Here is a 26,817-nt window from a genome sequence, read left to right on the forward strand (position 1 = left end):
GGGTCGCGACACGGGTTCCGGCCTTGCGTCGGCGATCAAGGAAGCCCTCGGCGGCAAGTTCACGGAGCGCCCGGTTGACGGTCGCACGCGCGCAGCCCAGTTCCTCGGCCAGCTCGACTTCCTTGGGGATCTGGTCGCCGGGTTTCCATTCACGGGTGTGAATGCGGCGCAGGACCTCGTCATGGACCGATTGCCAGTTTGTCAGTTCCGTGGTGGTGCTCACACCGCTTCCTTGAGTTGTTCCATCACCTTGCGATACCGGTTGGTGATCGTATCGTGTGCGATATGGCGGCCCTCGGTCACAACATGGCGACCGGCCGACCAGACATCACGCACCATGCGATCATCTCCGGCAAAGACATATGTATCGAGGATCGTATCGCCTGTCCGACCAATAAGGTCAACTGCCGAGCCATCGAGCGCCATCAGATCGGCAAGTGCGCCAACCTCGATTCGGCCGGCATCTCGGCCTGCGGCCTGTGCACCACCCCTGGCAACCGCATCAAACAACCGGCGGGCGGTGGATTTTTCCGGGGTGGCAAGGGCAGCGCGCGATTTATCGCGCAGACGCTGGCTGTATTCCAGTGTGCGGAGTTCTTCGGAAAGCGAGATACGGATATTGGAATCCGATCCGACACCAATGGTACCGCCCGCATTCAGGTAACGCACGCCATCAAAGATACCGTCGCCAAGGCTGCTTTCGGTGATCGGGCAAAGCCCGGCAACCGCCCCGGTTTTGGCAAGTCCAAGCGTTTCGTGTTCCTGCATTTGCGTGCAATGGATCAGGCACCAGTTTTCATCAACATCGGTATTTTCAAGCAGCCATTCGACCGGGCGCTTGCCCCAGGATGCCGCGACCTCCTCCACCTCGGCGACCTGTTCGGCCAGATGCATGTGAACCGGGCCATCCTTTGACAGGCGGGTTGTGGCAATCAGGTCCTCGCGACCAACGGCGCGCAGCGAATGCGGGGCAACCCCCATGCGAGTATCGGACGGCAGGGATTTTAACGCCTTTTCGCTTTCCTCATACAATTTGGCAAAGCGTTCCGGATCATTGCCAAACCGGATTTGCCCCGCGCCAAGCGGGCGTTTGTCGCAACCGCCGAACTGGTAATGCACGGGCAGAAGGGTAAGGCCGATACCGGTGATGTTTGCTGCGGCGGCGATGCGTTCGGCCATCTCGGCGATATTGTCATAGGGAACGCCGCCGGGCTGATGATGCAGGTAATGGAACTCGGTATTGTTGGCGTAACCGGCTTCGAGCATTTCCATTTGCACAAAGGCCGCAATGTCCTGCACGTGATCCGGGGTCAGCTGATCCAGAAAGCGGAACATCAATTGCCGCCATGTCCAGAAGGTGTCACGGGGATCGGGGCCGCGTTTTTCGGTCAGTCCGGCCATCGAACGCTGGAACGCGTGGCTATGCAGGTTTGATATCGCGGGCAAAACTGTGCCGACACGGTTTCCAGTAGCAGGGGAATCGGCCTGAACCCTAGAGATTCTGCCGCTTTCATCGATCTCGATCAGAACGTTGTTTTCCCAACCCGAAGTCGTAAGTGCCTGATTTGCCCAGATAACCGTCATTGCCTATACCCGTCTTGACAGTGATATTATGTACGTACATATTATATTTAATAACAGACTTATCAAGGGTGAGCTTTACATGCTTTTGGGAAATGCGAAAATTGTCGCGATCGATAAAGCGCCGGACAAAGATCAGCTATCATATTGCATGATTGATAATGGTGCCGTCGCGATCGAGGGCGAAAAGATCGTCTGGGTCGGCGATGCCGATGCCATCCCCGAAGACTATAAAGACAGCAAAAAATTCCCTTATCGTGACCTTGGCGGGCGGTTGGTCACACCGGCCCTGATTGATTGCCATACCCATGTCGTGCATGGCGGCAACCGTGCGGTTGAATTCGAAATGCGCCTGCAAGGCGCAAGCTACGAGGAAATCGCCCGTGCGGGTGGCGGCATTGTTTCAACCGTAAGCGCAACACGCGCCGCCAGCGTCGAAGAATTGCTGGCAAGTGCCCTGCCGCGGGTTGATGCGCTGCTGGCCGAGGGTGTTTGCGTGATCGAGGTCAAATCCGGTTACGGGCTGGACCGCGAGACCGAACTGAACATGCTGCGCGCCGCACGCGCGATTGAAAAACATCGTTCGGTTCGCATCAAAACGACTTTCCTTGGTGCCCATGCCACCCCGGCGGAATTCAAGGGTGAACCGGATCGTTATATTGACGAGGTCTGCATCCCGACATTGCGCGCCGCCCACGCCGAAGGACTGGTCGATGCGGTTGACGGTTTCTGCGAAGGCATCGCGTTTGACACGGCACAGATTACCCGCGTGTTCGATGTCGCCCGCAAGCTTGGCATTCCCGTCAAACTGCATGCCGAACAGCTGTCAAATATCGGCGGCACCAAACTGGCCGCAAGTTACGGCGCGCTGTCGGTCGATCACGTCGAATATGCCAACGAAGAAGACGCGATGGCGATGGCCAAATCCGGGTCGGTCGCGGTCTTGTTGCCTGGCGCATTTTATACCCTGCATGAAAAGCAGTTGCCGCCAATTGCCGCCTTTCGAAAGCATGGTGTGCCAATGGCGGTTGCAACCGATTGCAATCCGGGCACATCGCCGCTGATGTCGATCCTGCTCACGATGAATATGTCCTGCACATTATTCCGCCTGACCCCCGAGGAAGCCTTGGTTGGCGCAACGGCCCATGCCGCCCGTGCGCTGGGCCTGTCCGATACCGGGCAGGTCAGGGCAGGGATGCGTGCCGATCTGGCAATCTGGAATGTGTCGCACCCGGCAGAGCTTTCATACCGCATCGGGTTCAACCCGCTGTTCGAACGTATTTTTGGTGGAGTTCCGGTGGCGCGCTAGGCGCATCGAAATTCTGCCTACGCGCCTCGTAACCTGTATTCGACAAGGATGCAAAATGACCGTCACCCTGATCCCCGCTTCGGTGAAACTGGCCGATCTTGAACATATCTGGCGCAGTCAGGCTGCCGTGAAGCTGGACCCGTCGGCCAAGGCCGGGGTCGAGGCCGCCCAAGCAATGGTACGTGCCGCTGCCGAAGGCAGTGATGCGGTCTACGGGGTCAATACCGGTTTTGGCAAACTGGCATCGGTCAAGATTGCGGCCAAGGATACCGAAACCCTGCAACGCAACCTGATCCTCAGCCATTGCTGCGGTGTCGGGGATGCGCTTGATATTCCGACCACGCGTTTGATGATGGCGTTGAAATTGCTGTCGCTGGGGCGGGGTGCATCGGGTGTGCGCTGGGACATTATCGACCTGATCGAAGGCATGCTGGAATATGGCGTAACCCCGGTTGTCCCGTCGCAGGGGTCGGTCGGGGCGTCGGGCGATCTGGCGCCGCTCGCCCATATGACAGCTGTCATGATCGGTGCTGGCGAAGCGATTTATCGCGGCGAAACCATGGCCGGTGCGGACGCCCTGAAAAAGGCAGGTCTGACGCCGGTGGTCCTTGGCCCGAAAGAAGGCCTTGCCCTGATTAACGGCACACAGTTTTCAACCGCATGCGCATTGGTCGGGCTGTTTTCAGCCTGGCGCAACGCGGCCAGTTCGATTGTGACCGCCTCGCTCTCGACCGATGCGATCATGGGATCGACCGCCCCGTTGGTGGACGAAATCCATACCCTGCGCGGTCATCCGGGGCAGATCAATGTCGCGCGGTCGATGCGCGCATTGATGGACGGATCGGAAATCCGCGAAAGCCATCGCGAAGGCGATACCCGCGTTCAGGACCCGTATTGCATCCGCTGCCAGCCCCAGGTGACCGGGGCCGCGATGGATTTGCTGCGCTTTGCCGGGCAAACGCTGGAGATCGAGGCCAATGCGGTCACCGATAATCCGCTGGTTCTCAAAGAAGATGGCCGGATTGTTTCGGGCGGGAATTTCCATGCCGAACCGGTGGCCTTCGCCGCCGATCAGATCGCGCTTGCCGTTGCCGAAATCGGGGCGATTGCCCAGCGTCGCGTGGCATTGATGGTTGATCCGACACTTTCCCATGATCTGCCGCCGTTCCTGACGCCCGATCCGGGTTTGAATTCCGGTCTGATGATTGCCGAGGTCACAACGGCAGCGCTGATGAGCGAGAACAAGCATCTTGCCAATCCATGTTCGACCGACAGCACGCCCACAAGTGCTAATCAGGAAGACCATGTATCGATGGCTGCCCATGGCGCCCGCCGACTGGCGCGAATGAATGCCAACCTTTCCTACATTCTGGGGGTTGAGCTGATCTGTGCCGCACAGGGCGTGGAATTCCGCCATCCGCTAAAAACCAGTGCCGGTTTGCAGGACGTTCTGGCGATGGTCCGCAAAGACATTCCAAGCGTCGAGCAGGACCGTTACATGGCCCCGGATCTGGCGAAGGCTGCGGAACTTGTAACCGATGGCAGCCTAGTTTCGGCCGCGAAACTTTCGGGTTTTGTCGTCGGGGGACAGGCGTAAGGGCAGCAAAAAGTTTCCGGATTACCGGGTTTTGTACCGGTGATCCGGGGAAATCCCCGCAATCGTCAAAAGCGAGGCGGCAAAAGCAAAAAGGGTCGGTGGCACAAGATCACCACGCAAGGGAAGAAACCGGCTGACCTTCGGGTCTGTCCAAAAAGCAAAAGTGCCGAACGCATTTTGAACAGAGGGGCTACCATGTCTTTGAAACACATTAAAACCACCGGCCTTGCTGCAATTGTTGCACTTGGTCTTTCGACGACGGGTGCAAGTGCATCCTATTGCAGCGACGGCAACACCGTGAAATTTGCCGGTATCAGCTGGGAAAGCGGGGCATTCATCACCGAAGTGATGATGAACATCCTTGAGACCGGCTATGATTGCCAGGTGGATTCCATTCCGGGCAATTCGATCACGCTCGAACAGGCGGTTGCCAATAACGACATTCAAATTTTCGCTGAAGAGTGGCTTGGCCGCAGCGACATCTGGAACAAGGCCGTTGATCAGGGCAAGGTCGTTGCCATTGGCAAAACCTTTGTCGGCGCCAGCGAGGGCTGGTTCGTACCTGATTACGTGATCAAAGGGGACGAAAAGCGCGGCATCGAGCCGATGGCCCCTGATCTGAAAAGTGTGACCCAGCTTTCCGATCCGAAATATGTCGAACTGTTCACCGATCCGGAAGAACCGTCCAAGGGCCGTTTCCTGAACTGCCCGTCCGGCTGGACCTGTGAGGGGATCAGTACCGCAAAGCTCGAAGCCTATCAGCTTGACGATCATTACGTGAACTTCCGCCCGGGCACGGGTACCGCGCTCGATGCGGCGATCAAGTCGGCATATCTGCAGGGCGAACCGCTTCTGTTCTATTACTGGTCGCCGACCGCGATGATGGGCAAGTTCAATCTGATTCAGCTTGATGAACCGGCTTATAGCGATGCGTGCTGGGCGGAACTTTCGAAATCCGATGGCAAGCGCGAGGAAGCCTGCGCGTTTCCGAGTGTCGATGTTGCCTACGGCGTGAACAGTACCTTTGCCAAAGACGCACCGGAAATCGCAGCCGTTCTTGAAAAGGCGACCTTCCCGCTTGAAGACGTCAATGGCAGCCTTGCCTATATGGCTGACAATGAAGTCGATGCCGATGTTGCCGCGAAGGAATTCCTGAAAACCAAGGCGGATGTCTGGGGTGAATGGGTTTCGCCCGAGGCAAAGGCGAAGATCGAAGACAGCCTCAAGTAAGTCTGTCGGACTGCGTTCTCCTGCCGGAATGTCGGCAGGAGAACCGTTTCGCGCCCTAGGGCGCATCCGGACAAGCAGGCAAGAATAAAGGAAAATCTTCGATGTTTCCCGAGAACCTTCATTATTCCATTCGCGGCCCGGTGAATGATTTCATCGAAACGCTGGTTATCAATTACGGCTGGATATTCAAGGCGATTTCGCATGCGCTTTTGCAATCTGTCCTGTTCATCGAATGGGTCCTGCGCGGCTTGCCGTGGTGGGTTGTTATCGTCCTTTTCATGGCGGGTGCGTGGTACAGCTCGCGGCGCTGGGTTCTGACCGTCGCGGTTGGCGTCTTGCTGTTTGTGGTCGGAATACTGGGTCTCTGGGACCTGACGATGCAGACACTGGCATTGATGCTGATGGCGACCATAGTGTCCGTCGTGATCGGGGTGCCATTTGGTATTCTGGCGGCCAAAAGCAGTCTGGTGCGCAGCATCATCCTGCCGATCCTTGATATCATGCAGACAATGCCAAGCTTTGTATATCTGATCCCGGCCCTGATGCTGTTTGGCTTGGGCAAGGTTCCAGCCATTCTTGCCACCATCATTTATGCCGTGCCGCCGCTGATCCGATTGACCGATCTGGGTATTCGTCAGGTCGACAAGGAAGTGGTCGAAGCTGCAACCGCGTTTGGCGGCAGCCCACGGCAAATCCTGTTCGGGGTCGAGCTTCCGCTGGCGACACCAACCATCATGGCGGGCCTGAACCAGACGATCATGATGGCGCTGTCGATGGTGGTTGTTGCATCGATGATTGGTGCGCGCGGGCTTGGCGAACAGGTTTTGAACGGCATTCAGACACTTGATGTCGGCAAGGGACTGGAAGCCGGGATCGGGATTGTCATTCTTGCCGTGTTGCTGGACCGGATTACACAGGGCCTTGGCAAGCCGAAGGCAGGAGGGGCGAGCCATGGGTAAAATCGAAATCCGCAATGTTTTCAAAATCTTTGGCCATCAGGAACAGAACGCGTTGCAGATGGCGCGTGAAGGCAAGGACAAGGATGAAATCCTCAATGTGTCGGGATGTTCGGTTGGTCTTAACGATGTCAGCCTGACCATCGAACCGGGTCAGATTTTTGTGATCATGGGCCTGTCCGGTTCGGGGAAATCGACCCTTGTCCGGCACCTGAACCGGCTGATCGAACCGACCAGTGGCGAGGTTCTGTTTGATGGCGAAAATATCCTGAACCTGTCGCCGAAGGCATTGCGTTCGTTCCGGACCCATCGTGTCAGCATGGTGTTTCAAAGCTTTGCCCTGATGCCGCACCGAACCGTGATGCAGAACGTGATTTACGGTCAGAAGGTGCGTGGTACATCCAAACAGGAAGCACGTGAAATCGGCCAGAAATGGATCGATGCGGTCAATTTGACGGGATATGAAAACAAGTATCCCCATGAATTGTCTGGCGGTATGCGCCAGCGCGTCGGTTTGGCCCGCGCATTGGCTGCCGATACCGATGTTATCCTGATGGACGAGGCATTCAGCGCCCTTGATCCGTTGATCCGGGCGGAAATGCAGGATCAGCTTTTGCAGCTTCAAACCGAGTTGCACAAAACCATCGTCTTTATCACCCACGATCTTGAAGAAGCGCTTCGGATCGGGTCGGAAATCGCGATCCTGAAGGACGGGCAGCTTGTGCAGGTTGGCAAACCGGCGGACATCCTGAATAATCCGGCAAATGATTATGTTGCCCGGTTCGTCCAGCGCCGTCAGGTCGGAGTGGAGGCGCAATGACACAGGATGTTGTGCTTTCGTCATCCCTGAGCTGGCAACAGATTGCCGCCGTTGCCCATGGTGCGCGCCTTACACTGTCATTGGAAGCACGTGAACGGATCGTAAAAGCACGGGAAATTGTTGACGCGCTGGTGGAACGTGGCATCAAGGGATATGGCATCAATACCGGTGTTGGTGCGCTGTGTGACGTGATCATTGATCGGGATCGTCAGCAGGCGTTGTCGCACAATATCCTGATGAGCCATGCCTGCGGGGTTGGTGATCCGCTGGGACAGTTTGAAACCCGCGCGATCATGGCCGCCCAGATTAATAACTTTGCGCATGGTGCATCCGGTGTTCGGATCGAGGTGGTAAACGCCCTGGTAGCACTTCTGAATGCCAACTGCGTTCCGGTGGTACCATCGCGTGGATCTGTCGGATATCTGACCCACGCGGCATCGATCGGGCTGGTTTTGATCGGGCATGGTCATGCGGTGCAGGGTGGTGTGCGAATTACCGGTGCAGAAGCCTGCAAACAGATCGGAATCTCCCCGCTGAAACTTGAAGCCAAGGAAGGGCTTAGTCTGGTTAACGGGACACCCTGTGCGACCGGGCTTGCCTGTGTGGCACTTTCGCGGTTGCAGTTGTTAATGGCGTGGGCTGATACGGCAGCAGCACTGAGTGCTGAAAACCTTGGATGTCAGATCACGGCATTTTCCGAAAAAGCACTTGGGTTGCGGAAGTCGGACGGTTTGCAGAAAGTCGGCAGGATTCTGCGCGATTATCTCAGCGACAGCCCGATGCTGGCGACATCGGCAGGCAAACGCACGCAGGACCCGTTAAGTGTGCGCGCAGTGCCCCATGTGCACGGCGCCGTACGAGACCTGTTTGATAATACCGTCGAAACGGTTGAACGCGAGCTGGCAAGTGTGACCGATAACCCGGCCGTTTCGGGTGATGCAACCGCACCGGAAGTCCATTCCGAAGCCCATGCGGTAGGCGCCGCGTTGGGGTTGGTTCTGGACGGGCTTGCGGTGGCGGCGGCCGAACTGGCGGCAATTTCGGAACGCCGGATCGATCGATTGGTCAATCCGATGGTAAGCGGTTTGCCTGCTTTTCTCGTGCCGGAAAGCGGTGTGTGTTCCGGTTACATGATTGCGCAATATACCGCTGTGGCACTGGTTGCGGAAAATCGTCGCCTTGCCGCCCCGGCAAGCTTGGACGGTGGGATCACATCAGCCCTTCAGGAAGATATCCTGACCCATGCCACACCGGCAGCCTGGAAGTTGCTGGGTATCCTCGACAATCTGGAAACGGTTCTGGGGATCGAACTTCTGGCAGCAGCACAGGCTTATGACCTTCGGGCAGAAGATGTCGCACCGGCAAAACGCACCGGCAAGATTTACGCCGATATTCGTGCGGTTGTTCCGTCCTATCGCGATGATCGCCCGATGCATGACGATTTCAACGCCATCCGGACTTTTATGAAGGCCACTTTCATCAATCAGGAGATCGGTTGATATGAATCCTGTGGAAATACAACGCGGTGATGGCCCCATCGTTCTGGGATTGCCCCATACGGGGACCTATGTTCCAGACGACATTGCCGCAAAACTGAATGATCGCGGGCGCGAACTTGCCGATACGGATTGGCATATCCACACGCTTTATGACGGGCTTCTGGATAATGTTACGACGGTTCGGGCAACGTTCCACCGTTACGTGATTGATGCCAATCGTGATCCGGCCGGGGTCAGTTTATATCCCGGTCAGAACACCACGACCTTGGTGCCGTTAACCGATTTTGATGGTGAAAATATCTGGGATCAGGAACTTGACGATGATGATATCGCATTTCGGGCGCATCATTTTCACAGCGCCTATCATCAGGCATTGGCAGGCGAGCTTGACCGGGTGCGCGAAAAACACGGGGTTGCGATCCTGTATGATTGCCATTCGATCCGGTCACACATCCCGTTCCTGTTTGACGGCAAGCTTCCCGATTTCAATATCGGCACCAATCTGGGTACGACCTGCGATCCGGTGATCGAGGCGGCAACGCGCGATATCTGTACTGCGGCACAGGATTACACCAGCATCGTCAATGGCCGTTTCAAAGGCGGCTGGACCACGCGCCATTACGGTCGCCCCGATATCAATCAGCACGCCATCCAGATGGAACTGGCGCAATCCACTTATCTTCAGGCCGAGGCAGCACCCTGGACCTATGACGAAAGCCGTGCCGCAAAACTGCGCACGCATCTGACTTCCATTCTTGAAAAATTGGCCGAACTGGCCCCGACGTTAAGAGGCAAATCATGAGCAACAATCCGCGGCATAACCAGCGCGACGTCTATCCGGCAACCGGTACGGAAATCACTGCCAAAAGCTGGCTGACAGAAGCACCGATGCGCATGTTGATGAATAACCTGCATCCGGATGTGGCCGAAAATCCGCATGAACTGGTGGTTTATGGCGGTATTGGCCGTGCGGCACGTACCTGGAAGGATTTCGACCAGATCGTTGCCAGCCTGAAGGAACTGGAAGATGACCAGACTCTTTTGGTGCAGTCGGGCAAGCCGGTGGGCGTGTTCCGCACCCACAAGGATGCACCGCGTGTTTTGATTGCCAATTCCAACCTTGTGCCGCATTGGGCCAATTGGGATCATTTCAACGAACTCGATAAAAAAGGTCTGGCGATGTATGGCCAGATGACGGCGGGTTCATGGATTTATATCGGATCACAAGGCATCGTTCAGGGCACCTATGAAACCTTTGTCGAGGCCGGGCGTCAGCATTATGGCGGCAGTCTTAAGGGCAAATGGATCCTGACGGGTGGTCTTGGCGGTATGGGCGGCGCACAGCCATTGGCCGCGGTTATGGCCGGTGCGTCCTGTCTGGCCGTTGAATGCGATGAAACGCGGGCCGATTTCCGCCTTCGTACCCGTTATGTCGATGAAAAAACCCATTCGCTGGACGAAGCACTGGCGATGATTGATCGCTGGACCAAGGCGGGCGAGGCGAAATCGGTTGCCCTGATCGGCAATGCCGCCGATGTCTTCCCGGAACTGGTCAAACGCGGTGTTCGCCCCGATATCGTGACCGATCAGACATCGGCCCATGACCCGGTTCATGGTTACCTGCCGCAGGGCTGGTCTGTTGCGGAATGGCGCGAAAAGCAGGAATCTGATCCGAAAGCCGTGGCAAAGGCCGCGCGCGCATCCATGCGCGTTCAGGTCGAGGCGATGGTTGCCTTCCACGATGCGGGTATCCCGACCGTCGATTACGGCAACAATATCCGTCAGATGGCACTGGAAGAAGGGTTTGAGAACGCCTTTGCTTTTCCGGGATTTGTTCCGGCCTATATCCGGCCGCTGTTCTGCAAGGGGATTGGTCCGTTCCGCTGGGCTGCACTTTCGGGTGATCCCGAGGATATCTACAAGACCGATCAGAAGGTCAAGGAACTGATTCCGGATGACAAGCATCTGCATAACTGGCTGGATATGGCGCGCGAACGCATTTCGTTCCAGGGCCTGCCAGCACGTATTTGCTGGGTCGGTCTGGGGCAGCGTCACCGTCTCGGGCTTGCCTTTAACGAGATGGTCAAAAACGGTGAACTGAAAGCCCCTGTGGTGATCGGCCGTGACCATCTGGATAGCGGATCGGTCGCTAGCCCGAACCGCGAAACCGAAGCCATGAAAGATGGCTCCGATGCGGTCAGTGACTGGCCGTTGCTTAATGCGCTGCTGAATACGGCATCGGGGGCCACCTGGGTCTCGTTGCATCATGGTGGTGGTGTCGGAATGGGCTTTTCGCAGCATTCCGGCATGGTGATTTGTTGTGACGGCACGGAAGATGCCGCACGCAGGGTCGAACGTGTCCTTTGGAATGATCCGGCAACCGGTGTGATGCGTCATGCCGATGCGGGATATGACATCGCACTGGATTGTGCACGAGAACACGGGCTTAATCTTCCCGGGATTCTTGGCAAGTAATCTGACAAAAGATGGGTCCGGGGGCAAATGCCCCCGACCAATCAGGGTTCTTCATCAAGGAGGCTATATAAAATGAAAAGACGTGAATTTCTGACCGCCGGTGTTGCGGGTGCCGGGGCTGCCGCCGTCGCGGCGACCTTTGCCACCCCGGCAATTGCACAGGACAAGCGCCAGTGGAACATGGTGACCGCATGGCCCAAAAACCTGCCCGGGCCGGGCGTTGCCGCACAGAAACTGGCTGATCGCATCACGACCCTTTCGGGTGGCCGGATCGAGGTCAAGTTGCATGCCGCCGGTGAACTGGTGCCGGGCAACGGCGTGTTTGATGCTGTTGCCGAGGGGACTGCGGACATTTATCACGCGGTTCCGGCTTATTGGGGATCGAAATCCAAGGGCATTCTTCTGTTCGGTTCGCAGCCGTTTGGCCTGCGTGCAGACGAACAGGTTGGCTGGCTGACCCATGGTGGCGGTCAGGAACTTTATGACGAGATTTATGGCCAGTTTGGCCTGAAACCGTTCCTTTGCGGGAATTCCGGCCCGCAGTGGGCCGGCTGGTTCCGCAATGAAATCAAATCGGCTGAAGACCTTAAGGGGCTTAAGTTCCGTACCACCGGCCTTGCATCGGAAATGTGCGCGAAGCTTGGCATGGCGGTTCAGGCCATGGGCGGGCGTGATATGTTCCAGGCATTGCAGTCCGGTGCGCTTGACGCAGGCGAGTTCATCGGTCCGTGGTCCGATAGTGCTCTTGGCTTCTATCAGGTTGCCAAGAACTATTACTGGCCCGGTGTGGGCGAGCCGTCCTCGGCCGAGGAATGTGCGGTAAATGCCAAGGCATATGCCGACCTTCCCGACGACCTTAAGGCCGTGGTCAAATTTGCCTGTGACAGCCTTTATAACGAGGTCTGGACCGAGTACGAGACCAAGCATGCGATGGCCCTGAAGCAGCTTGTTGCCGAGCAGGAAGTGCAGGTGCGCATGTTGCCCGATGATGTGATCGAAGCAATGGGCAAGGCAGCAGCCGAAGTGATTGGCGAGCTTCGCGAAAGCGATGACGCGCTGACACGCAAAACGACTGAGAGCTTTGTTGCCTATCGTGATCTTATTGGCGGCTACATGACCTATGCCGATAATGGTCAGATGAATGCGCGCGCCAAGGTCCTTGGCTTCTGATAGAACTGACGACCGGCGCGGGTTTGCTCGCGCCGGTTTTGTCGTTTCGCGGGGGATTTCATGCAACGCCTTGCTGATGCACTGGATCAGGTGAACCAGTGGACCGGAATGACTGTGCGATGGTTCGCACTTCTGATGGTTCTTTTGCAGTTTGCCGTGGTTTTGCTGCGCTATGTTTTCGGGTTCAGTTCGATCGCGTTAAATGAAAGCGTGCTTTACCTGCATTCCGGGCTTTTCATGCTGGGGGCGGGTTATACGCTTCTGGTCGACCGGCATGTGCGGGTCGATATTTTCTATGCCGCGGCACGCGAAACGACCAAGGCGAGAATTGATGCCTTTGGCTATGTCGTGCTGGCGATCCCGTCGATGGCGACGTTGCTGTATTGGTCATGGCCGTCCGTGGTGAATTCCGTTTCGATGCTGGAAGGTGCAATTTCGGTGGGCGGGATTCCCGCCGTATGGTTGCTGAAATCCCTGATCCCGGCCTTTTGTATTCTTTTGATTATTCAGTCGGTTGCCTGTCTTCTGCGGCAAATTATCATTCTGCGGGGGCGTGCCGCCTGATGGAATATCTTGATTTATTGATGTTTGCGGCCCTGATGGGCTGCATTTTGCTGGGTTTCCCGGTGTCGTTTTCCATTGCTGGTGTGGCGGTGATTTTTGCCTTTATCGGCTGGGCGACGGACGCGATGAATATTGCGTTGATGGGTGCCCTTGGTCAGCGGGTGTTTGGCGTTCTGACCAATGATGTGCTGATTGCCATTCCGTTATTCGTTCTGATGGGCGTGGTGCTGGAACGATCACGCATTGCCGAAGATCTGCTGCATACCATGGGCCGGTTGTTTGGCCAGTTGCGCGGCGGGCTTGGTATTTCGGTCGTGCTGGTGGGCGCGTTGCTGGCGGCATCGACGGGGATTGTTGGCGCGACCGTGATTGCGATGGGCATGATCGCGCTGCCGACCATGTTGCGCACTGGCTATAATCCGAAAATGGCCTCTGGCCTTGTGTGCACGGCAGGGACACTGGGGCAGATCATTCCACCCTCGACGCTTCTGATCATTCTGTCGGATGTGATGTCATCGGCCTATCAGCAGGCACAGTATGAACAGGGCAAATTCACCATCGAAACGATTTCGGTCGGGCAGATTTTTGCCGGTGCGCTGATCCCCGGTCTGACGCTGGTGGTGATTTATATCGCCTATATCCTGTTGCGCGGTTTTTTCCGGCCAAACGATATGCCGCCGGTCAAAAGTGACGATGGCCGTCCGGATATGGGCGAGGTGATCCGCGCCATCCTGCCGCCGGTTTTGCTGATCATTGCGGTTCTTGGTGCGATCCTTGGCGGGATTGCCACCCCGACCGAGGCAGCATCGGTCGGCGCGATTGGTGCGATCCTGATGGCGGGTATCCGGCAGGGGGCCAGTCGCAATCTGGTGCTGGCGGGAACTGCGGCCCTTCTGATCCTTGCGGTCATGGCCGGGATTGCACCGGTCCGGTTTCAGCGAAATGATCTGACCGGGTTTGATTATGTTCTGGGTGCGGGATATGTCGTTCTGGCGATTGCTGGCATTGCCGCGATTGCCGCGTGTCTGAAACAGGCATGGAAGGCGGACGTTCTGAAATCCGCACTGACATCGACGATGACCGTTACGGCGATGATCTTTGCCACCATCCTGACCGCCAGCATGTTTTCGCTGGTGTTTATCGGGCTAGGCGGCGAAGACCATGTGGCGGAAATCCTTGAATCCATGCCTGGTGGCCCGATGGGCGCGCTGTTCTTCTGCATGGCAGTGATTTTCGTTCTGGGCTTCTTCCTTGATTTCGTGGAAATCACGGTGATCCTGCTGCCATTGATCGCACCTGGGCTGATCATGATGGGGCATGATCCGGTGTGGCTGGCGATCCTGATTGCGATCAATCTGCAGACGTCGTTCTTAACGCCGCCATTCGGCTTCTCGCTGTTTTACCTGCGCAGTGCCGCACCACCTGAAATCACCACCGGACAGATTTATGCCGGTGTGGTGCCGTTTATCGCACTTCAGGTGTTTGGCATCTTCGTGATCTGGCTATGGCCGTCTTTAGCCAAATGGTTGCCAAGCGTGGTTTTCTGATGCCTTTGAATAAAAAACGCCCCGGAAAACCGGGGCGTTTTTGTTGATCAGGCGGGGGACCTTGATCGGTTATGCAGCGCGACGATGTTTGCCTTCGCTGACTTCCTCGACAATCTTGGAAACAAAGGCATCAAGATCGTTAGGATTGCGTGACGTGATAATCGCCTGATCGCAGACCACGGGTTCATCGCGCCAAACCGCACCGGCATTCAGCAAGTCGGTTTTGATCGAACTGTATGAAGTTGCGGCGCGCCCGCGCAGGGCACCAGCTTCGACCAGAAGCCACGGGCCGTGGCAAATCGCTGCAACCGGTTTACCGGATGCGACGAATTCACGGACCAGACTGACGGATGCCTCGTCATTGCGCAGAAGATCGGGATTGATCTGGCCGCCGGGGATAACCAGTGCGTCGTAATCGTTGATATCGACATCTTTGACTTCGATATCGACATCGACCGTGTCGCCCCAATCCTTTTTATCCCAGCTTTTGATCGGAGATGATTTGGGGGATGCGATTTTGACATCAGCCCCGTGGGTCGACAGTTTGTCGCGCGGAACACGCAATTCCGAACGTTCATAGCCATCGGTCGCGAGAATAAGAATCTTTGCGGTATCAATCGCAGGCATAACGTCTCTCCTTTCATTGATGTCGAGCGCTACACCTCACCAACGGCTATGATTTCAAAACGTTCCAAATTTTCCTGTGGCAATTTTGTGCCGATGTCCGAGCCAACTGGAAACTGCGGCTCTTGTTGACATCGAAGGGTTGCAAACTAGCTCTAAAGACAGGTTTGCATCGACATAAAGAAGTCGGAGACGCGATATGGCACGGGTTTTCATCATTGGCGTCACGGGTGGCATTGGTCATCGTCTGGCGCCGATTTTACTAGCGAACGGGCATCAGGTTACAGGGCTGCATCGTAAAACCGAACAGGCCGATAACCTCAGGAATGCAGGGATTACACCGGTTGCTGGTGACCTGATGGAATTAACAGCCGAAACGCTTGCCCCTTTGATCCGGGGTCATGACATTGTTATCTTTTCATCCGGGGCGGCGGGCAGCGGCCTTGACCGGACCACGCGAATTGATGGCGACGGGCCGGGGCATGTGTTGGCGGCGATGAAGCAGGAAGGCATTTCGCGGCTTTATCTTGTTTCCGCCTTCCCCGAAGCCGGACGCGGCAAAGACCCCAATCCGCGGTTTGAACATTACATGACCGAGAAAAAGCGCGCCGATGCGGATGTTGCGGCATCCGATGCTGATTGGGTGATCCTCCGGCCGGGGACATTGTTGCATGAAGATCAGGACGGGCGCGTGAACGCCGGATTTGCGATTCCTTACGGCACGGTCAAGCGTGGCAATGTTGCGCAGTTTCTGGCCAAATTGATTGAAACCCCGGAAATCCGGCGGGAGATTATCGAACTGACCGATGGTGGAACGGAGATTTCCGATGCGGTAAATCGGATCGTCCGGAAATAGGTTGGCTTCGTCTTTATGCTTCCGGGTTTTCGGTTGTTCTGCTGTGGCGGCTTCAGCTAGGGTCGGCAAACCGTCAATTTCAAACACCGGAATATCATGCATATCGACCTTGCCAGCTTTGTCCCACAGTCTGATCGTGACCTGGAAAATCACCTACGTATCAGTGACTTTATCGCAGGTGAACCCAAGGCATTTGAAAATGATCCGGTAACGTCACATGTCACGGGATCGGCCTTTGTCGTGAATGCGGAACGCAGTCATGTGGTGCTGACCCATCATCGGAAGCTTAAACGCTGGCTTCAGCTTGGCGGGCATTGTGACGGAGTGCGTGATGTGTTGTTTGTTGCCCAACGCGAGGCTTATGAGGAAAGCGGGCTTTCGTGGATACGGCCCCTGTCATCTGCGATTTTTGATATCGACATTCACGAAATTCCAGAAAATGCCAAGGGACCAGCGCATCTGCATTATGACATGCGGTTCCTGTTTGAAGCCGACATGCGCGATCCTCTGAAGATCACCGATGAATCCGATGATCTGGCATGGGTGGCGCTTGACCGGCTGGAGGATTACACCGACGAGCATTCGGTTCTGGTGATGCGTGACAAGCTTCGGGGTTTTGCCCAAGGTTAACGGAGCGGACAATTACAGCCGCGACATTGCCGGGTCATCCTTGTTGGTGCGCGCATCATTGCGGTCAAGCTGATAGCTTTCATGAACCTTTGCCATCCCGGCAATGCGGCCTTCGGCCACTTGGGCGTGCAGCATATCGATATCGCGACGGCGAAATTCATCAGCAATCTGATCAATGACATCATGTTCGGTTTCAAGCATTGAAAGCCCGTGACGTGCCATGGAAACACCTGCATCAAAGGTTTCTCGATAAAGCTGTTCGACGCCAAGCCCGATTTCCATCAGATCGAGTGCATGGTTGCGGTCGTAAACACGCACCAGCAATTTCGGTTTGGGAAACAGTTCGCTGATATATTTGGCGGCATGTCTGGTCGCCTCACGATCATTGATGCAAAGGCAGATCAGATCGGCATTCGCGGCCCCGGCGGTGGCAAGAACATCGCTTCGCCGGACATCGCCGAAATAGACCTTGTTGCCATAAAGGCTGGCCAGCTGGATGCGTTTCGGATCATTGTCGATCGCGGTGGCGTTGATGCCACGGGCAGCCATGACACGTGAAATGATTTGTCCGAAACGGCCAAAGCCGACAATGATCACCGATTGCAGTTCGGCCATTTCGATGCCGTCCACATCCGGCTGGTCATCCTTGCGCAGTTTGGCAGACAGTTTTTCGGCAATCGCACCGACAAGCGGGGTGGCCGCCATCGAAAGGGTGACGATAGCGGTCAGAAGGTTGGCGCGTGTGGCACTGATGACGGCAAGCGATGCCGCCATGCTAAACAGGACAAAGGCAAATTCACCCCCCTGCGGGATGGTGATCGCGGCTCGCCAGGCAGTTGCGTGACATTTGCGGAAAACCCGGCACAGGCCATAAACCACGATCCCCTTGATTGCCATCAGCCCGGCAACTGACGCCAGAACAATTCCAATATTATCAGCGACCAGCGGCCAGTTGACCGACATGCCGACTGCGATGAAAAACAGACCCAAAAGGATGCCGCGGAAGGGCTCGATATCGGTTTCAAGCTGATGTCGATATTCGGAATCGGCCAGCATCACACCGACCAGAAACGCGCCCAGTGCCATCGACAGACCGACAGCCTGCATCAGAAGGGCCGCGCCGATCACCAGCAGCAGTGCGGCAGACGTGAAGATTTCCTGTGCCCGGGTCAGGGCGATGATACGGAAAAATGGATTAAGCAGATATTTGCCCGCCCCGATCACAAGTGCGATCGCACCGATGGTCTTGGCGATATAGATCCAGTCGGTTCCGGCTTCGCCGCCATCGCTTATCGGGCTGAGCCATGCGACAAGGGCGATCAGCGGCACAATGGCAAGGTCCTGAAACAGCAGGATCGAAAAGGCGGTATTGCCATGGTCGCTATTGAGCGTGCCCTTTTCTTCAAGGATCTGAAGGGCAAAGGCGGTTGAGGAAAGCGACAGCGCAAGTGCGGCAATCACGGCCTGCTGCCACGGCCAGTCAAAGGCAGTTAGCACGGCATAAAGAAGGGCGGCAGTGACGGCAACCTGCATCAGACCCAGTCCGAAAATCTCGCCTTTCATCGCCCACAGGCGTTGGGGACGTAATTCAAGACCAATAATAAATAACAAAAGAACAACGCCAAACTCGGCGAAATGCAGGACTTCTTCCGGTTCTGCAATTAGAGCAAGGCCAAATGGTCCGATCAATGCCCCTGCGCACAAATACCCCAGCACGGAACCTAGACGCAGTTTTTTAAAGACAGGCACCGCGATCACGGCTGCACCAAGGAAAAGAACCGCCGTGTGCAGGAACCCGCCTTCAATTGCTGCCATTTTGCCTTTGTCCTTGTGCTTTTTGTGATGATTTCTGGCGATCTTATCGGGCGCTTATACCCATGATTCCAGTTTAGCGAGTGAGCAAACGTAGCGCATCTAAAACCTTGTCAAGGAAACAAGCTCGACATCATTCAACAATATGGTTGATTCATGGTATTTCAGGTTTTACATTCAACCCTATGGTTGAATCAAATGCGCAGCAGATGAATGCGGTTTTTCACGCGCTTGGCGATCCCACGCGTCGACAGATGCTTTCTGATCTGTCGGAAGGTGAAAGGACTGTCAGTCAGCTTGCGGAACCGTTTGCCATTTCACTTGCCGCGGCATCGAAGCATATCAAGGTACTGGAAAATGCCGGATTGATCCGCCGCGAAATCAGATGGCGCACCCATTATTGCCACCTTGATCCTGCCCCGCTGGCGAGTGCCCATGAATGGCTTGGTGTCTATGCGCGATTCTGGAACGAGCGGCTTGATGTTCTGGAAAATCTGTTGCGCAGGGATGACGCTAAAAGCAGCCCCAACTCCAAGACGGGAGACGCCCAATGACCCACACCGGAAAGATTGAAGATTTCGGCATATTGATTGAGCCCGCGACACTTAAAATCCAGCGGCTTTTGCCTGGCCCGATCGAAAGGGTGTGGTCCTATCTGACCGAAGATAAGTTTCTAAGCAAATGGCTGGCATCGGCCGGGATGGAATTGCAGGTCGGTGCACCGTTCGAATTCGTCTGGCGCAATGACACCCTGACCAATCCAGCGGGTAACAAACCGGCCGGGTTTGGCGACGAGCACCGAATGAAAAGTCGGATTACCGAGCTTGAACCGCTACGCAGGCTTGCTTTTACCTGGGATGGCAGCGGGGATGTGTCGTTCGAGCTGGAACCAAGCGGCGACCAGGTGTTGCTGACAATCATCCATCGCCGTGTTGCAGATCGGTCGAACCTGCTCAGTGTCAGTGCCGGGTGGCATGCGCATATCGACATTCTGACCGACCGGATTTCAGGCATCGAGCCCGAGCCGTTCTGGGATAATTGGGCGCGGCTGAAGGATACGTATCGTCGCAAGATATCTGCGTAATTGTGATCAGCAGCAATCAGGACGTTTGAATATCGAGTGGGGGAGGGTATCGCCTTCCCCTGTTGCCGTTCGAAACGTAGAGATTATCGGGGCATGCAATCGGTCACGTGTTCATGACTGATAAAGTGGCAGAGAGGAGGGGATTCGAACCCCTGAGGGGCTTACACCCCAACACGCTTTCCAGGCGTGCGCCTTAAACCACTCGGCCACCTCTCCACATGCGATCTTGTATATATCGCGAAAGCGGGCGGACATTAGCCGACCCGATCCCGGTTGACAAGGCAAAATCCCGTACTTTTTGATGTTTGTTCCGGTCGCTATCCAAACAGCGAACAAGTGCCCTTGTTACAATAACTTGACGGATAAAGTTGTAGCAATTTGTCCAATATTTACTTCTTGTTGATCAATCGCCTCTAAGGTTTCAGGCTATGGTTCCAGATGTACCGGGACGATAGGGTGATTCGCGAAAACCTTTACGCTGGCGGGGCAAAGCCGGTAGCGTGGCTGCGATCAAAACGAAAACGAAAAGTTCTGACCGGGAATTCGGAGACGGCTATGTGGCTTTTCAGGGCGTTGGGATGGATATTGCTGTTTGCCAGTCTTGCTGTGCTGGTCGGTGATGGCATTACCGCGCTTCAGACAGGAACGTTCCGCTTTGTGGCGGCAGGCGAGCTTTGGTATCGGTTGGATGCCGGAAGCCTGAACCTGTTGCAGTCCGTGATCCAGCGCTATATCTCGGCCTGGATTTGGGACAATGCGTTTGTTCCGACCCTTCTTGCCCCGGCCTTCATCATTTTGCTGGTGCCGGGTATCCTGCTGTTGCTGGTGACCCGTAAACGCAGACGGCAGAAGTTTTTCTGATACTTTTCGATCTTTGTCTTTTATCCGGCTTTTCCTTGTCTGATCGGTTTGCGCGCGGCACACTGTGTGTGATCGGGCAGGATCACGATATGGAAAACAGCCATGAAGGCATGGATATGCAAGGCATTTGGCGACGCGCCTATGCTGATCGATTGCGACGAACCGATCGCACAATCCCGAGACGTTATCATTGATATTGCAGCGTGCGGCGTCAATTTTGCCGATACGCTGATCCTTGAAGGTAAATATCAGAAGCGACCCCAAGGCCCGTTTGCGCCGGGGTTTGAAATTGCCGGAACAATTTCGGCGGTTGGTAAGGATGTGCGGGGCCTTAAAATCGGGGATCGGGTTATGGCCTTGCCCGACTGGGGCGGGTATGGGGAAAAGATCGCGGTGGATGCAGGATTTGTAACTCTCCTGCCCGATAATGTCGAATTTGATTCGGCGGCTGCATTTCAGATTGCCTATGGAACATCATGGTTTGGATTGAAATATCGCGCCAAAGTGCAGCGAGGAGATGTCGTTCTTGTCCACGGGGCAGCAGGGGGGGTTGGCCTTACGGCGGTGGAGTGCGCCAGACTTTTGGGTGCCACCGTCATCGCGACCGTAGGTGGGGAGCCAAAATGCGCCATCGCCAAAGCGCATGGCGCGGATCATGTGATTGACTACAAATCCGAAAGCATTCGGGAGCGGGTAAAGGAAATCTGTGCCGGGATCGGTCGAACGGGGGCGGATGTGGTTTATGACCCGGTCGGTGGTGACGTGTTTGATCAGAGCCTGCGTTGTGTTGCGCCCGGCGCACGGATGCTTTTGATCGGATTTGCCAGCGGATCGGTACCGCAAATTCCGGCCAACATCCTTCTGGTCAAGAATGTCGCCGCACTTGGCTTTTATTTCGGGGCCTATCTGGAACAAAACCCGGATATCGCAAAGGTAGGCATGGCCGAGCTTCTGGATCTGCTGTCATCGGGGAAGATATCGCCAATGGTGTCGGCGGTTTATTCGCTTTCCGACGCGATGGAGGCACTTGACGCGATCCGGAACCGGACTGCGACTGGGAAGCTTGTGATCCGCTGCGGCGAATGAGTTCGTCGCCTGGCGATTATTCTATTAATCAAATCCTTGAAATTTTATAGGATGTTGCCGTCCCTGATATCGTTCCGTCCTGCGGGCTCCCTGTCGGGCTTGCTAAAGCACCTGTTGATCCATTGGAATGCCGCTGATGTCCGAAACCCGGAAAAAGCCAGACGAGCCAAAAGCGTCCGATAAAACGCGGGCACAATATGAAACATTCCCCTACCCGGCCCGTGATCCGAAGGATGAAGACCAGCGCCTCGTCGTGGGATCACCAGGAAACTGGGACGAAGTGGTTCATTTCGTGTTTGGTGGCCACGATCCGTCGGCGAATGACAAAAAGATAAAGATACTTGTCGCAGGCGGTGGTACCGGGGACGCGCTGGTGATGCTGGCGCAGCAGGCGCGTGATCGCAAGGCCAAGGTCGAGATTGTTTATATCGATCTTTCGGAAAGCTCGCGCGAGATCGCCGAGGCACGGATCAAACGCCGCAGCCTTGAAAAGAACGTTAAATTTGTTGCCGGATCGTTTGTTGATCTGGCCGGAAAATATGGTCCGTTTGACTATATTGATTGTTGTGGTGTGCTTCATCATCTGCCCGATCCGGATGCGGGATTAAAGGCATTGGCAGATGCGCTTAAACCCAAAGGCGGTATGGGTTTGATGGTTTATGGCGAACTTGGCCGGATCGGCGTTTATCACATGCAGGAAATGATGGAGCGCCTTTCGGCCGAAGCTGGCGGGCGAAAGCGGCTTAATCTTGGCAAGGCGCTGTTTGATGCGCTGCCGGGGACCAACTGGCTGAAACGCAACCCGTTTGTGAACGATCATATCCAAGGCGGCGATTCCGGATTTTACGATCTGCTTTTGCATCAGCAGGACCGGGCATATCGCGTCGACGAGGTTTTTGACTTTGTCGAGAAAGCCGGTTTGCGGCTTCAGCAATTCATCGAGCCGATGCGTTATGATCCGACGACTTATTGTTCGCGTCACGATGTTCTGGACAAGGCCGTGCATGTGCCGTTTCGCAAGCGAGCGGCATTGGCTGAATTGATGGCGGGCAATATCACCAAGCATCTGTTTTATGTGGTCAAATCCGATAACAGGATCAAACCACCGGTACCAGATCGCAATGCGGTGCCATTCTTTGTCCGCATAGACGGGGCTGCTTTGGCGCGGTCTGTCGCCAAAACCGGCCATATCAAGATCAATTTTACCGGATTATCTGTAACGCGTAGCCTGCCCCCGGCAAGTCCGGGGATTCTGACGCGCATCGATGGCAAACGCACGGTCGGCCAGATTTACGAGATGTTTGACCCGAGACCCGACAAATATGAATTCGATGCCCAGTTCGCAGTGATGTATTCGGTGCTGAATGCAGCAAACCTGATGTACCTGCATCCAGTAAGGTAATCCGGTCCGGTTACTCGGGCAAAAAAATGCCGACCATCGGGGGATGGCCGGCAATCAGGAACACAAAACCGTCAATAGCGGGTACGAATCTCGGCTTTGCGTGTCGGGAGACTGAAGACGCTTGCCAGCGCTTCAATAACCTGCAGGGGGAATGAAAGCGGCCCCTGCAAGCGGAAAAGTCGGGGAGACATAATAAATACTCTCGGTTTGGTGCCTTTAAGCGGAATGCTCAGGCTTTCCAGAACGGCTTGGCTGCTTCGATACGTGCTTCATATACGTCCCAGCCAATGTCGCGCAGCAGATGGCTGTCCATCGTCGCAAGCTTCTGGCGGAGAACATAACGTTTTGCCCACTGACGCGGCAGTTCCATAACATTTACACTGTTCTGGTGACGGCGGGTGGTGACAAAAGCACCGGCATCTTTGGTGATCGCGACCATGATCTCATTCCTTCAATCTATCGGCCAGCTCTCGGTTTATATGTGGCCTGAATGTGTTTCGTTCTGCTAAACCCAGAGTTACGCCTAAAAACACTTGCGTTCAAACCATCTTTTGTCATCATTGTATGAGTTTTAATCATGCAAGATGATCGCTATGAAACGCCGCCCATTGCCATTAAACGCGCTTCGTGCCTTTGAAGTCGCCGGTCGGCTTGAAAGTTTCACCAAAGCTTCACATGAGCTTAATGTGACACAAGGGGCGGTTAGTCGACAGGTGCAACACCTCGAAGATGTACTGGGGAGGCAATTATTCGAACGCCATCACCGCCGATTGAAACTGACCCGACCAGGGCGGAACTTGTTGGCGTCCCTTACAGCGGCATTTGACTCGATCGAGCTGGCGGTGTCGCGGATCGAAAACCGGCCCGATGATACCCAGCTTAAGGTCCTGTCACCTTTGACATTTGCGATGCGATGGATCGTGCCGCGCCTTGGCCGATTTCAAATGGAACATCCCGACCTGCAGGTGCAGCTTGGTACCTATAGCGACGATGCCGCCCCGGTCGATTTTAACGAAACCGATATTGCCATCCGTTTTGCCGATACGCCCGGCGATCAGCTGATGCATGAATTTCTGACCGGCGAACGGCTTTTGCCGGTGTGTCACCCCAATCTTGCGAAAGAACTGAGAACCCCTGAAGACCTTGGTCGTGTTACCCTGCTGCATTGTTCGGCTCAGCGAGAGGATTGGCGTATCTGGCTGAAGGGTACAGGGATCGAGGGGGTTGATCCGGACCGGGGGCCGGTTTTTGCGACTCTTGATATGGCAATGGAAGCCGCAGCCAGCGGATTTGGCGCGGTGATTTCCGATCCGGCGATGATCGGGGAATATGTGGTGACCAATCGCTTGACCGTGCCGTTCGATTTACCGGTAGACAGCCCGTATGCCTATTCGTTGTGCTATCCCGAGGGGCGGTTGGAGCGGCGCAAGGTGCGGGCGTTTCGCGACTGGTTGATGACTGAAATCAGGATGGAGACGGACAAGCGCAAGCTTTTGCAAAAAGAATCTGGGTCGGAGTGACAGTTTCAAGATGATGCCTTGAAATTGAACCATTTTATTCTTCATTATGAATATGTCGTTTGGATCAAATGGCGTTGTGGACGTAACGTCGACGTAACCGGTCCCCGTTATTCTTCGCGGGAATTGTCCGGAACGTTTAGAACAGTGCGTCCGTAATTGTGTCAGATGATCCAATGATGCGTATTGGCCCTGCCGGGGTTCGGGCTTCGAGCCGGGCACATTTCAGGAATAAATATGACGCGGCAAGCAGGCGAGACGTGCATTGCACGGAAAATGGGGAGCCGGGGAAAAATTTCCCGCTATTTCGGGGGCGCATTTGGGGCGCTGATATTCGCGGCATCGCTGGCGGTTTCGACGGCAGCGATGGCACAGAATGGCGATAAACCCAACATAACGGCGGCACCGACAGTACCGGTCGGCGAGGAGCAGCTTAAACCCCTGACCACTGTTTCACACGGCATATCGCTGTATGGCGATTTGAAGTATGGGCCCGATTTCCGGCATTTCGATTACGTCAATCCAGATGCTCCCAAGGGCGGGACGCTTGTACAAGGTTCCATCGTCGCATTTGACACATTAAACCCCTATACCCTTAAAGGAACGGCAGCCAGCGGGCTTGGTCTGATCTATGACAGCTTGATGGTGTCAAGCGCGGACGAGCCTTCGTCGCTTTACGGGTTGATTGCACGCAGCATTGAATATCCCACGGATCGGTCTTTTGCGATTTTCCACCTTGATCCGCGGGCGCGGTTTCAGGACGGCACGGACATCACTGCCGAAGATGTCGTGTTTTCGTTCAATATCCTGATTGAAAAGGGTAGCCCGGTTTATCGGCAATATTATGCCCAGGTCGAAAAGGTCGAGGCCATTGACGATTTGACAGTCCGGTTTGATTTCAGGCCGGGCAACAACCGTGAAATGCCTATGATCGTGGCCGAGCTCGCCATTATGCCCAAGCATTACTGGGAAGGGCGGGACTTTTCCAAAACCACCTTTGATATCCCGGTAGGTAGCGGCGCCTATAAAATCCGTGATTTTGAATCCGGTCGCCGGATTACCTATGAACGGGTCAAGGATTACTGGGCAGAGGATCTGCCGGTTAATCGCGGCAGCAACAATTACAATACGTTGCGGTTTGACACCTATCTTGATCCCGATGTGCAACGCCAGGCGTTCTTTGCCGGGGAATATATGATCCGCAGCGAACATTCTTCGCGCGAATGGAGCACGGCATACAACACGCCCGCAGTCCAGAATGGCCAGATCAAGAAGGAATTCCTGCCCGATAATCTGCCAAATGGCATGCAGGCCTATGTGTTTAACACGCGCAAACCGCAATTTGCCGATATCCGCGTACGGGAAGCCCTGCAATATGCGTTTGACTTCGAATGGCTGAACCGTGCGATGTTCTATGGCGCGTATAAACGCAATGTCAGCTATTTCGCCAATTCCGAACTGGCAGCGACCGGTGTACCGCAGGGCGAGGAGCTTGATATCCTGAAAGGATTCAGAAGCCAGCTTCCGCCGGAGCTGTTTACCCAGCCACCACAATTGCCGAACTTTGATGCACCCAATGGCCGACGCGAAGCATTGCGCCATTCGATGAAGCTATTGCAGGATGCGGGCTGGGAATTGCGCAACATGCAACTGGTCAACAGCAAGACCGGTGAACCGTTCCGGTTTGAGCTGATTATCCGCCAGCCGGGGCTCGAGAAGATTGCACTGGTTCTGAAAGCGCGCCTGCGCCAGCTTGGCGTAACCATGGATATCCGCCTGATCGATACCGGGCAGTGGGTCAACCGCATTCAGGCCTATGATTTCGATATGACGACCTTCTGGTGGACGCAAAGCCTTTCACCAGGGAACGAACAGCGTATTTTCTGGTCATCCGAAGCTGCCAACCAACCTGGCAGTCGTAATTTTGCCGGTATCAAAAGCCCGGTCATTGATGAACTGATTGATCTGGTCGTAGATGCCGACAGCCGCGAAAGCCTTGTGCAGCGTGTGCGTGCACTTGATCGCGTGTTGCAGTGGGGATTTTATGTGATCCCGCAATATTATCTTGGCGGGGACCGGATGGCCTATTGGGATGTGTTTGGAAGACCTGATGTGGTGCCGCTTAAGGGATCATCTGTCATGACATGGTGGATTGACCCCGAAAAGTCGCGACAGCTCCGTAAAGGGGGGTATTAGG

25 protein-coding genes and 1 tRNA gene are annotated in these 26,817 nt (G+C 55.3%); 20 read left to right on the plus strand and 6 right to left on the minus strand.

Annotation, left to right across the window (positions count from 1 at the left end; genetic code table 11):
• Together TH5_RS20105 and TH5_RS20110 are read right to left on the minus strand one after the other, a co-directional pair.
• Positions 1 to 223: GntR family transcriptional regulator (locus TH5_RS20105; RefSeq protein WP_114123368.1), on the minus strand; the 223-nt coding region annotated here is incomplete at its 3' end.
• Positions 220 to 1,584 carry a formimidoylglutamate deiminase gene (locus TH5_RS20110; protein ID WP_114123369.1) on the minus strand — a complete coding sequence of 455 codons (1,365 nt, stop codon included), beginning with the start codon at positions 1,582 to 1,584 and terminating at the stop codon, positions 220 to 222. The genes TH5_RS20110 and TH5_RS20105, both read right to left, overlap by 4 nt.
• Positions 1,585 to 1,663: 79 nt before the next feature.
• On the opposite strand from TH5_RS20110, the gene hutI reads away from it, so the two are divergent.
• From hutI to TH5_RS20165, 11 genes are all read left to right on the plus strand, one after another.
• Positions 1,664 to 2,890: an imidazolonepropionase gene (gene hutI, locus TH5_RS20115; protein WP_114123370.1), complete on the plus strand. Its 1,227-nt coding sequence runs from the start codon at positions 1,664 to 1,666 to the stop codon at positions 2,888 to 2,890.
• Positions 2,891 to 2,945: 55 nt separating this feature from the next.
• Positions 2,946 to 4,487: a histidine ammonia-lyase gene (gene hutH, locus TH5_RS20120; RefSeq protein ID WP_114123371.1), complete on the plus strand. Its 1,542-nt coding sequence runs from the start codon at positions 2,946 to 2,948 to the stop codon at positions 4,485 to 4,487.
• Positions 4,488 to 4,682: 195 nt separating this feature from the next.
• Positions 4,683 to 5,717, plus strand: coding sequence for an ABC transporter substrate-binding protein (locus TH5_RS20125; RefSeq protein ID WP_114123408.1), 1,035 nt, complete (start codon positions 4,683 to 4,685; stop codon positions 5,715 to 5,717).
• A gap of 101 nt (positions 5,718 to 5,818) precedes the next feature.
• Complete coding sequence (locus TH5_RS20130) at positions 5,819 to 6,676, plus strand: ABC transporter permease (protein WP_062950983.1); 858 nt, start codon at positions 5,819 to 5,821, stop codon at positions 6,674 to 6,676.
• On the plus strand, positions 6,669 to 7,493 hold the full coding sequence (locus TH5_RS20135; protein WP_062950985.1) for a quaternary amine ABC transporter ATP-binding protein: 825 nt from the start codon (positions 6,669 to 6,671) through the stop codon (positions 7,491 to 7,493). Before TH5_RS20130 ends, TH5_RS20135 begins: the two co-directional genes overlap by 8 nt.
• Positions 7,490 to 8,992 (plus strand): HAL/PAL/TAL family ammonia-lyase, encoded by a 1,503-nt coding sequence (locus tag TH5_RS20140; RefSeq protein WP_114123372.1) that lies wholly within the window; start codon positions 7,490 to 7,492, stop codon positions 8,990 to 8,992. The genes TH5_RS20135 and TH5_RS20140 overlap by 4 nt, the downstream gene beginning before the upstream one ends.
• Position 8,993: 1 nt before the next feature.
• A complete protein-coding gene (gene hutG, locus TH5_RS20145) occupies positions 8,994 to 9,794 on the plus strand; it encodes an N-formylglutamate deformylase (protein WP_114123373.1) in 801 nt (266 codons plus the stop codon).
• Positions 9,791 to 11,467, plus strand: coding sequence for a urocanate hydratase (gene hutU, locus TH5_RS20150; RefSeq protein WP_114123374.1), 1,677 nt, complete (start codon positions 9,791 to 9,793; stop codon positions 11,465 to 11,467). Before hutG ends, hutU begins: the two co-directional genes overlap by 4 nt.
• Positions 11,468 to 11,539: 72 nt before the next feature.
• Positions 11,540 to 12,637: a TRAP transporter substrate-binding protein gene (locus TH5_RS20155; protein ID WP_062950993.1), complete on the plus strand. Its 1,098-nt coding sequence runs from the start codon at positions 11,540 to 11,542 to the stop codon at positions 12,635 to 12,637.
• 60 nt (positions 12,638 to 12,697) lie between these two features.
• On the plus strand, positions 12,698 to 13,201 hold the full coding sequence (locus TH5_RS20160; RefSeq protein ID WP_114123375.1) for a TRAP transporter small permease subunit: 504 nt from the start codon (positions 12,698 to 12,700) through the stop codon (positions 13,199 to 13,201).
• Positions 13,201 to 14,748, plus strand: coding sequence for a TRAP transporter large permease (locus TH5_RS20165; protein WP_114123376.1), 1,548 nt, complete (start codon positions 13,201 to 13,203; stop codon positions 14,746 to 14,748). The genes TH5_RS20160 and TH5_RS20165 overlap by 1 nt, the downstream gene beginning before the upstream one ends.
• Positions 14,749 to 14,817: 69 nt before the next feature.
• Here TH5_RS20165 and TH5_RS20170 read toward each other — a convergent pair whose 3' ends face one another.
• Positions 14,818 to 15,375: a DJ-1/PfpI/YhbO family deglycase/protease gene (locus TH5_RS20170; protein WP_062950997.1), complete on the minus strand. Its 558-nt coding sequence runs from the start codon at positions 15,373 to 15,375 to the stop codon at positions 14,818 to 14,820.
• Between the two features lie 196 nt (positions 15,376 to 15,571).
• On the opposite strand from TH5_RS20170, the gene TH5_RS20175 reads away from it, so the two are divergent.
• Entirely contained in the window at positions 15,572 to 16,228 is a 657-nt protein-coding gene (locus TH5_RS20175) for an NAD(P)-dependent oxidoreductase (RefSeq protein ID WP_062950998.1), read from the plus strand.
• Between the two features lie 96 nt (positions 16,229 to 16,324).
• On the plus strand, positions 16,325 to 16,858 hold the full coding sequence (locus tag TH5_RS20180; RefSeq protein ID WP_114123377.1) for an NUDIX hydrolase: 534 nt from the start codon (positions 16,325 to 16,327) through the stop codon (positions 16,856 to 16,858).
• Between the two features lie 12 nt (positions 16,859 to 16,870).
• On the opposite strand, the gene TH5_RS20185 is transcribed toward TH5_RS20180, so the two are convergent.
• The gene (locus TH5_RS20185) at positions 16,871 to 18,673 is read right to left on the minus strand and encodes a monovalent cation:proton antiporter-2 (CPA2) family protein (protein ID WP_114123378.1); all 1,803 of its coding nucleotides are present in this window, start codon (positions 18,671 to 18,673) and stop codon (positions 16,871 to 16,873) included.
• A 182-nt stretch (positions 18,674 to 18,855) separates the two neighbouring features.
• Between TH5_RS20185 and TH5_RS20190 the strand changes: the two genes are divergently transcribed.
• Both TH5_RS20190 and TH5_RS20195 read left to right on the plus strand, forming a co-directional pair.
• A complete protein-coding gene (locus tag TH5_RS20190; protein ID WP_114123379.1) occupies positions 18,856 to 19,224 on the plus strand; it encodes an ArsR/SmtB family transcription factor in 369 nt (122 codons plus the stop codon).
• Positions 19,221 to 19,754, plus strand: coding sequence for an SRPBCC family protein (locus TH5_RS20195; protein ID WP_114123380.1), 534 nt, complete (start codon positions 19,221 to 19,223; stop codon positions 19,752 to 19,754). Before TH5_RS20190 ends, TH5_RS20195 begins: the two co-directional genes overlap by 4 nt.
• Before the next feature lie 126 nt (positions 19,755 to 19,880).
• Here TH5_RS20195 and TH5_RS20200 read toward each other — a convergent pair.
• A tRNA-Ser gene (locus TH5_RS20200) sits at positions 19,881 to 19,970 on the minus strand.
• Between the two features lie 339 nt (positions 19,971 to 20,309).
• Between TH5_RS20200 and TH5_RS20205 the strand changes: the two genes are divergently transcribed.
• The 3 genes from TH5_RS20205 (at position 20,310) to TH5_RS20215 (ending at position 23,103) form a co-directional block, all read left to right on the plus strand.
• Positions 20,310 to 20,615, plus strand: coding sequence for a hypothetical protein (locus TH5_RS20205; RefSeq protein WP_114123381.1), 306 nt, complete (start codon positions 20,310 to 20,312; stop codon positions 20,613 to 20,615).
• A gap of 102 nt (positions 20,616 to 20,717) precedes the next feature.
• Positions 20,718 to 21,701, plus strand: a complete 984-nt coding sequence (locus tag TH5_RS20210; RefSeq protein WP_114123382.1) for an NADPH:quinone oxidoreductase family protein — start codon at positions 20,718 to 20,720, stop codon at positions 21,699 to 21,701.
• A gap of 136 nt (positions 21,702 to 21,837) precedes the next feature.
• Positions 21,838 to 23,103: a class I SAM-dependent methyltransferase gene (locus TH5_RS20215; RefSeq protein ID WP_114123409.1), complete on the plus strand. Its 1,266-nt coding sequence runs from the start codon at positions 21,838 to 21,840 to the stop codon at positions 23,101 to 23,103.
• A gap of 229 nt (positions 23,104 to 23,332) precedes the next feature.
• Here TH5_RS20215 and TH5_RS20220 read toward each other — a convergent pair whose 3' ends face one another.
• Positions 23,333 to 23,542 (minus strand): DUF1127 domain-containing protein, encoded by a 210-nt coding sequence (locus TH5_RS20220; RefSeq protein WP_114123383.1) that lies wholly within the window; start codon positions 23,540 to 23,542, stop codon positions 23,333 to 23,335.
• Positions 23,543 to 23,696: 154 nt separating this feature from the next.
• Here TH5_RS20220 and TH5_RS20225 point away from each other — a divergent pair, with 154 nt between their 5' ends.
• Positions 23,697 to 24,623, plus strand: coding sequence for a LysR substrate-binding domain-containing protein (locus TH5_RS20225; RefSeq protein WP_114123384.1), 927 nt, complete (start codon positions 23,697 to 23,699; stop codon positions 24,621 to 24,623).
• 234 nt (positions 24,624 to 24,857) lie between these two features.
• The gene (locus TH5_RS20230; RefSeq protein ID WP_114123385.1) at positions 24,858 to 26,816 is read left to right on the plus strand and encodes an extracellular solute-binding protein; all 1,959 of its coding nucleotides are present in this window, start codon (positions 24,858 to 24,860) and stop codon (positions 26,814 to 26,816) included.
• The last annotated feature ends 1 nt before the right edge of the window (position 26,817 follow it).

It is taken from the genome of Thalassospira xianhensis MCCC 1A02616, from assembly GCF_003326475.1.
Taxonomy (GTDB): Bacteria; Pseudomonadota; Alphaproteobacteria; order Rhodospirillales; family Thalassospiraceae; genus Thalassospira; species Thalassospira xianhensis.

Coding starts and splice junctions, on each gene's coding strand:
- hutU (WP_114123374.1), top strand. CDS start 9,791: ATGAGCAACAATCCGCGGCATAACCAGCGCGACGTCTATCCGGCAACC.
- TH5_RS20195 (WP_114123380.1), top strand. CDS start 19,221: ATGACCCACACCGGAAAGATTGAAGATTTCGGCATATTGATTGAGCCC.
- TH5_RS20215 (WP_114123409.1), top strand. CDS start 21,838: ATGTCCGAAACCCGGAAAAAGCCAGACGAGCCAAAAGCGTCCGATAAA.
- TH5_RS20220 (WP_114123383.1), bottom strand. CDS start 23,542: ATGGTCGCGATCACCAAAGATGCCGGTGCTTTTGTCACCACCCGCCGT.
- TH5_RS20210 (WP_114123382.1), top strand. CDS start 20,718: ATGAAGGCATGGATATGCAAGGCATTTGGCGACGCGCCTATGCTGATC.
- hutG (WP_114123373.1), top strand. CDS start 8,994: ATGAATCCTGTGGAAATACAACGCGGTGATGGCCCCATCGTTCTGGGA.
- TH5_RS20230 (WP_114123385.1), top strand. CDS start 24,858: ATGACGCGGCAAGCAGGCGAGACGTGCATTGCACGGAAAATGGGGAGC.
- TH5_RS20125 (WP_114123408.1), top strand. CDS start 4,683: ATGTCTTTGAAACACATTAAAACCACCGGCCTTGCTGCAATTGTTGCA.
- TH5_RS20185 (WP_114123378.1), bottom strand. CDS start 18,673: ATGGCAGCAATTGAAGGCGGGTTCCTGCACACGGCGGTTCTTTTCCTT.
- TH5_RS20130 (WP_062950983.1), top strand. CDS start 5,819: ATGTTTCCCGAGAACCTTCATTATTCCATTCGCGGCCCGGTGAATGAT.
- TH5_RS20175 (WP_062950998.1), top strand. CDS start 15,572: ATGGCACGGGTTTTCATCATTGGCGTCACGGGTGGCATTGGTCATCGT.
- TH5_RS20170 (WP_062950997.1), bottom strand. CDS start 15,375: ATGCCTGCGATTGATACCGCAAAGATTCTTATTCTCGCGACCGATGGC.
- hutI (WP_114123370.1), top strand. CDS start 1,664: ATGCTTTTGGGAAATGCGAAAATTGTCGCGATCGATAAAGCGCCGGAC.
- TH5_RS20140 (WP_114123372.1), top strand. CDS start 7,490: ATGACACAGGATGTTGTGCTTTCGTCATCCCTGAGCTGGCAACAGATT.
- TH5_RS20225 (WP_114123384.1), top strand. CDS start 23,697: ATGAAACGCCGCCCATTGCCATTAAACGCGCTTCGTGCCTTTGAAGTC.
- TH5_RS20155 (WP_062950993.1), top strand. CDS start 11,540: ATGAAAAGACGTGAATTTCTGACCGCCGGTGTTGCGGGTGCCGGGGCT.
- TH5_RS20160 (WP_114123375.1), top strand. CDS start 12,698: ATGCAACGCCTTGCTGATGCACTGGATCAGGTGAACCAGTGGACCGGA.
- TH5_RS20190 (WP_114123379.1), top strand. CDS start 18,856: ATGGTTGAATCAAATGCGCAGCAGATGAATGCGGTTTTTCACGCGCTT.
- hutH (WP_114123371.1), top strand. CDS start 2,946: ATGACCGTCACCCTGATCCCCGCTTCGGTGAAACTGGCCGATCTTGAA.
- TH5_RS20135 (WP_062950985.1), top strand. CDS start 6,669: ATGGGTAAAATCGAAATCCGCAATGTTTTCAAAATCTTTGGCCATCAG.
- TH5_RS20165 (WP_114123376.1), top strand. CDS start 13,201: ATGGAATATCTTGATTTATTGATGTTTGCGGCCCTGATGGGCTGCATT.
- TH5_RS20205 (WP_114123381.1), top strand. CDS start 20,310: ATGTGGCTTTTCAGGGCGTTGGGATGGATATTGCTGTTTGCCAGTCTT.
- TH5_RS20180 (WP_114123377.1), top strand. CDS start 16,325: ATGCATATCGACCTTGCCAGCTTTGTCCCACAGTCTGATCGTGACCTG.
- TH5_RS20110 (WP_114123369.1), bottom strand. CDS start 1,584: ATGACGGTTATCTGGGCAAATCAGGCACTTACGACTTCGGGTTGGGAA.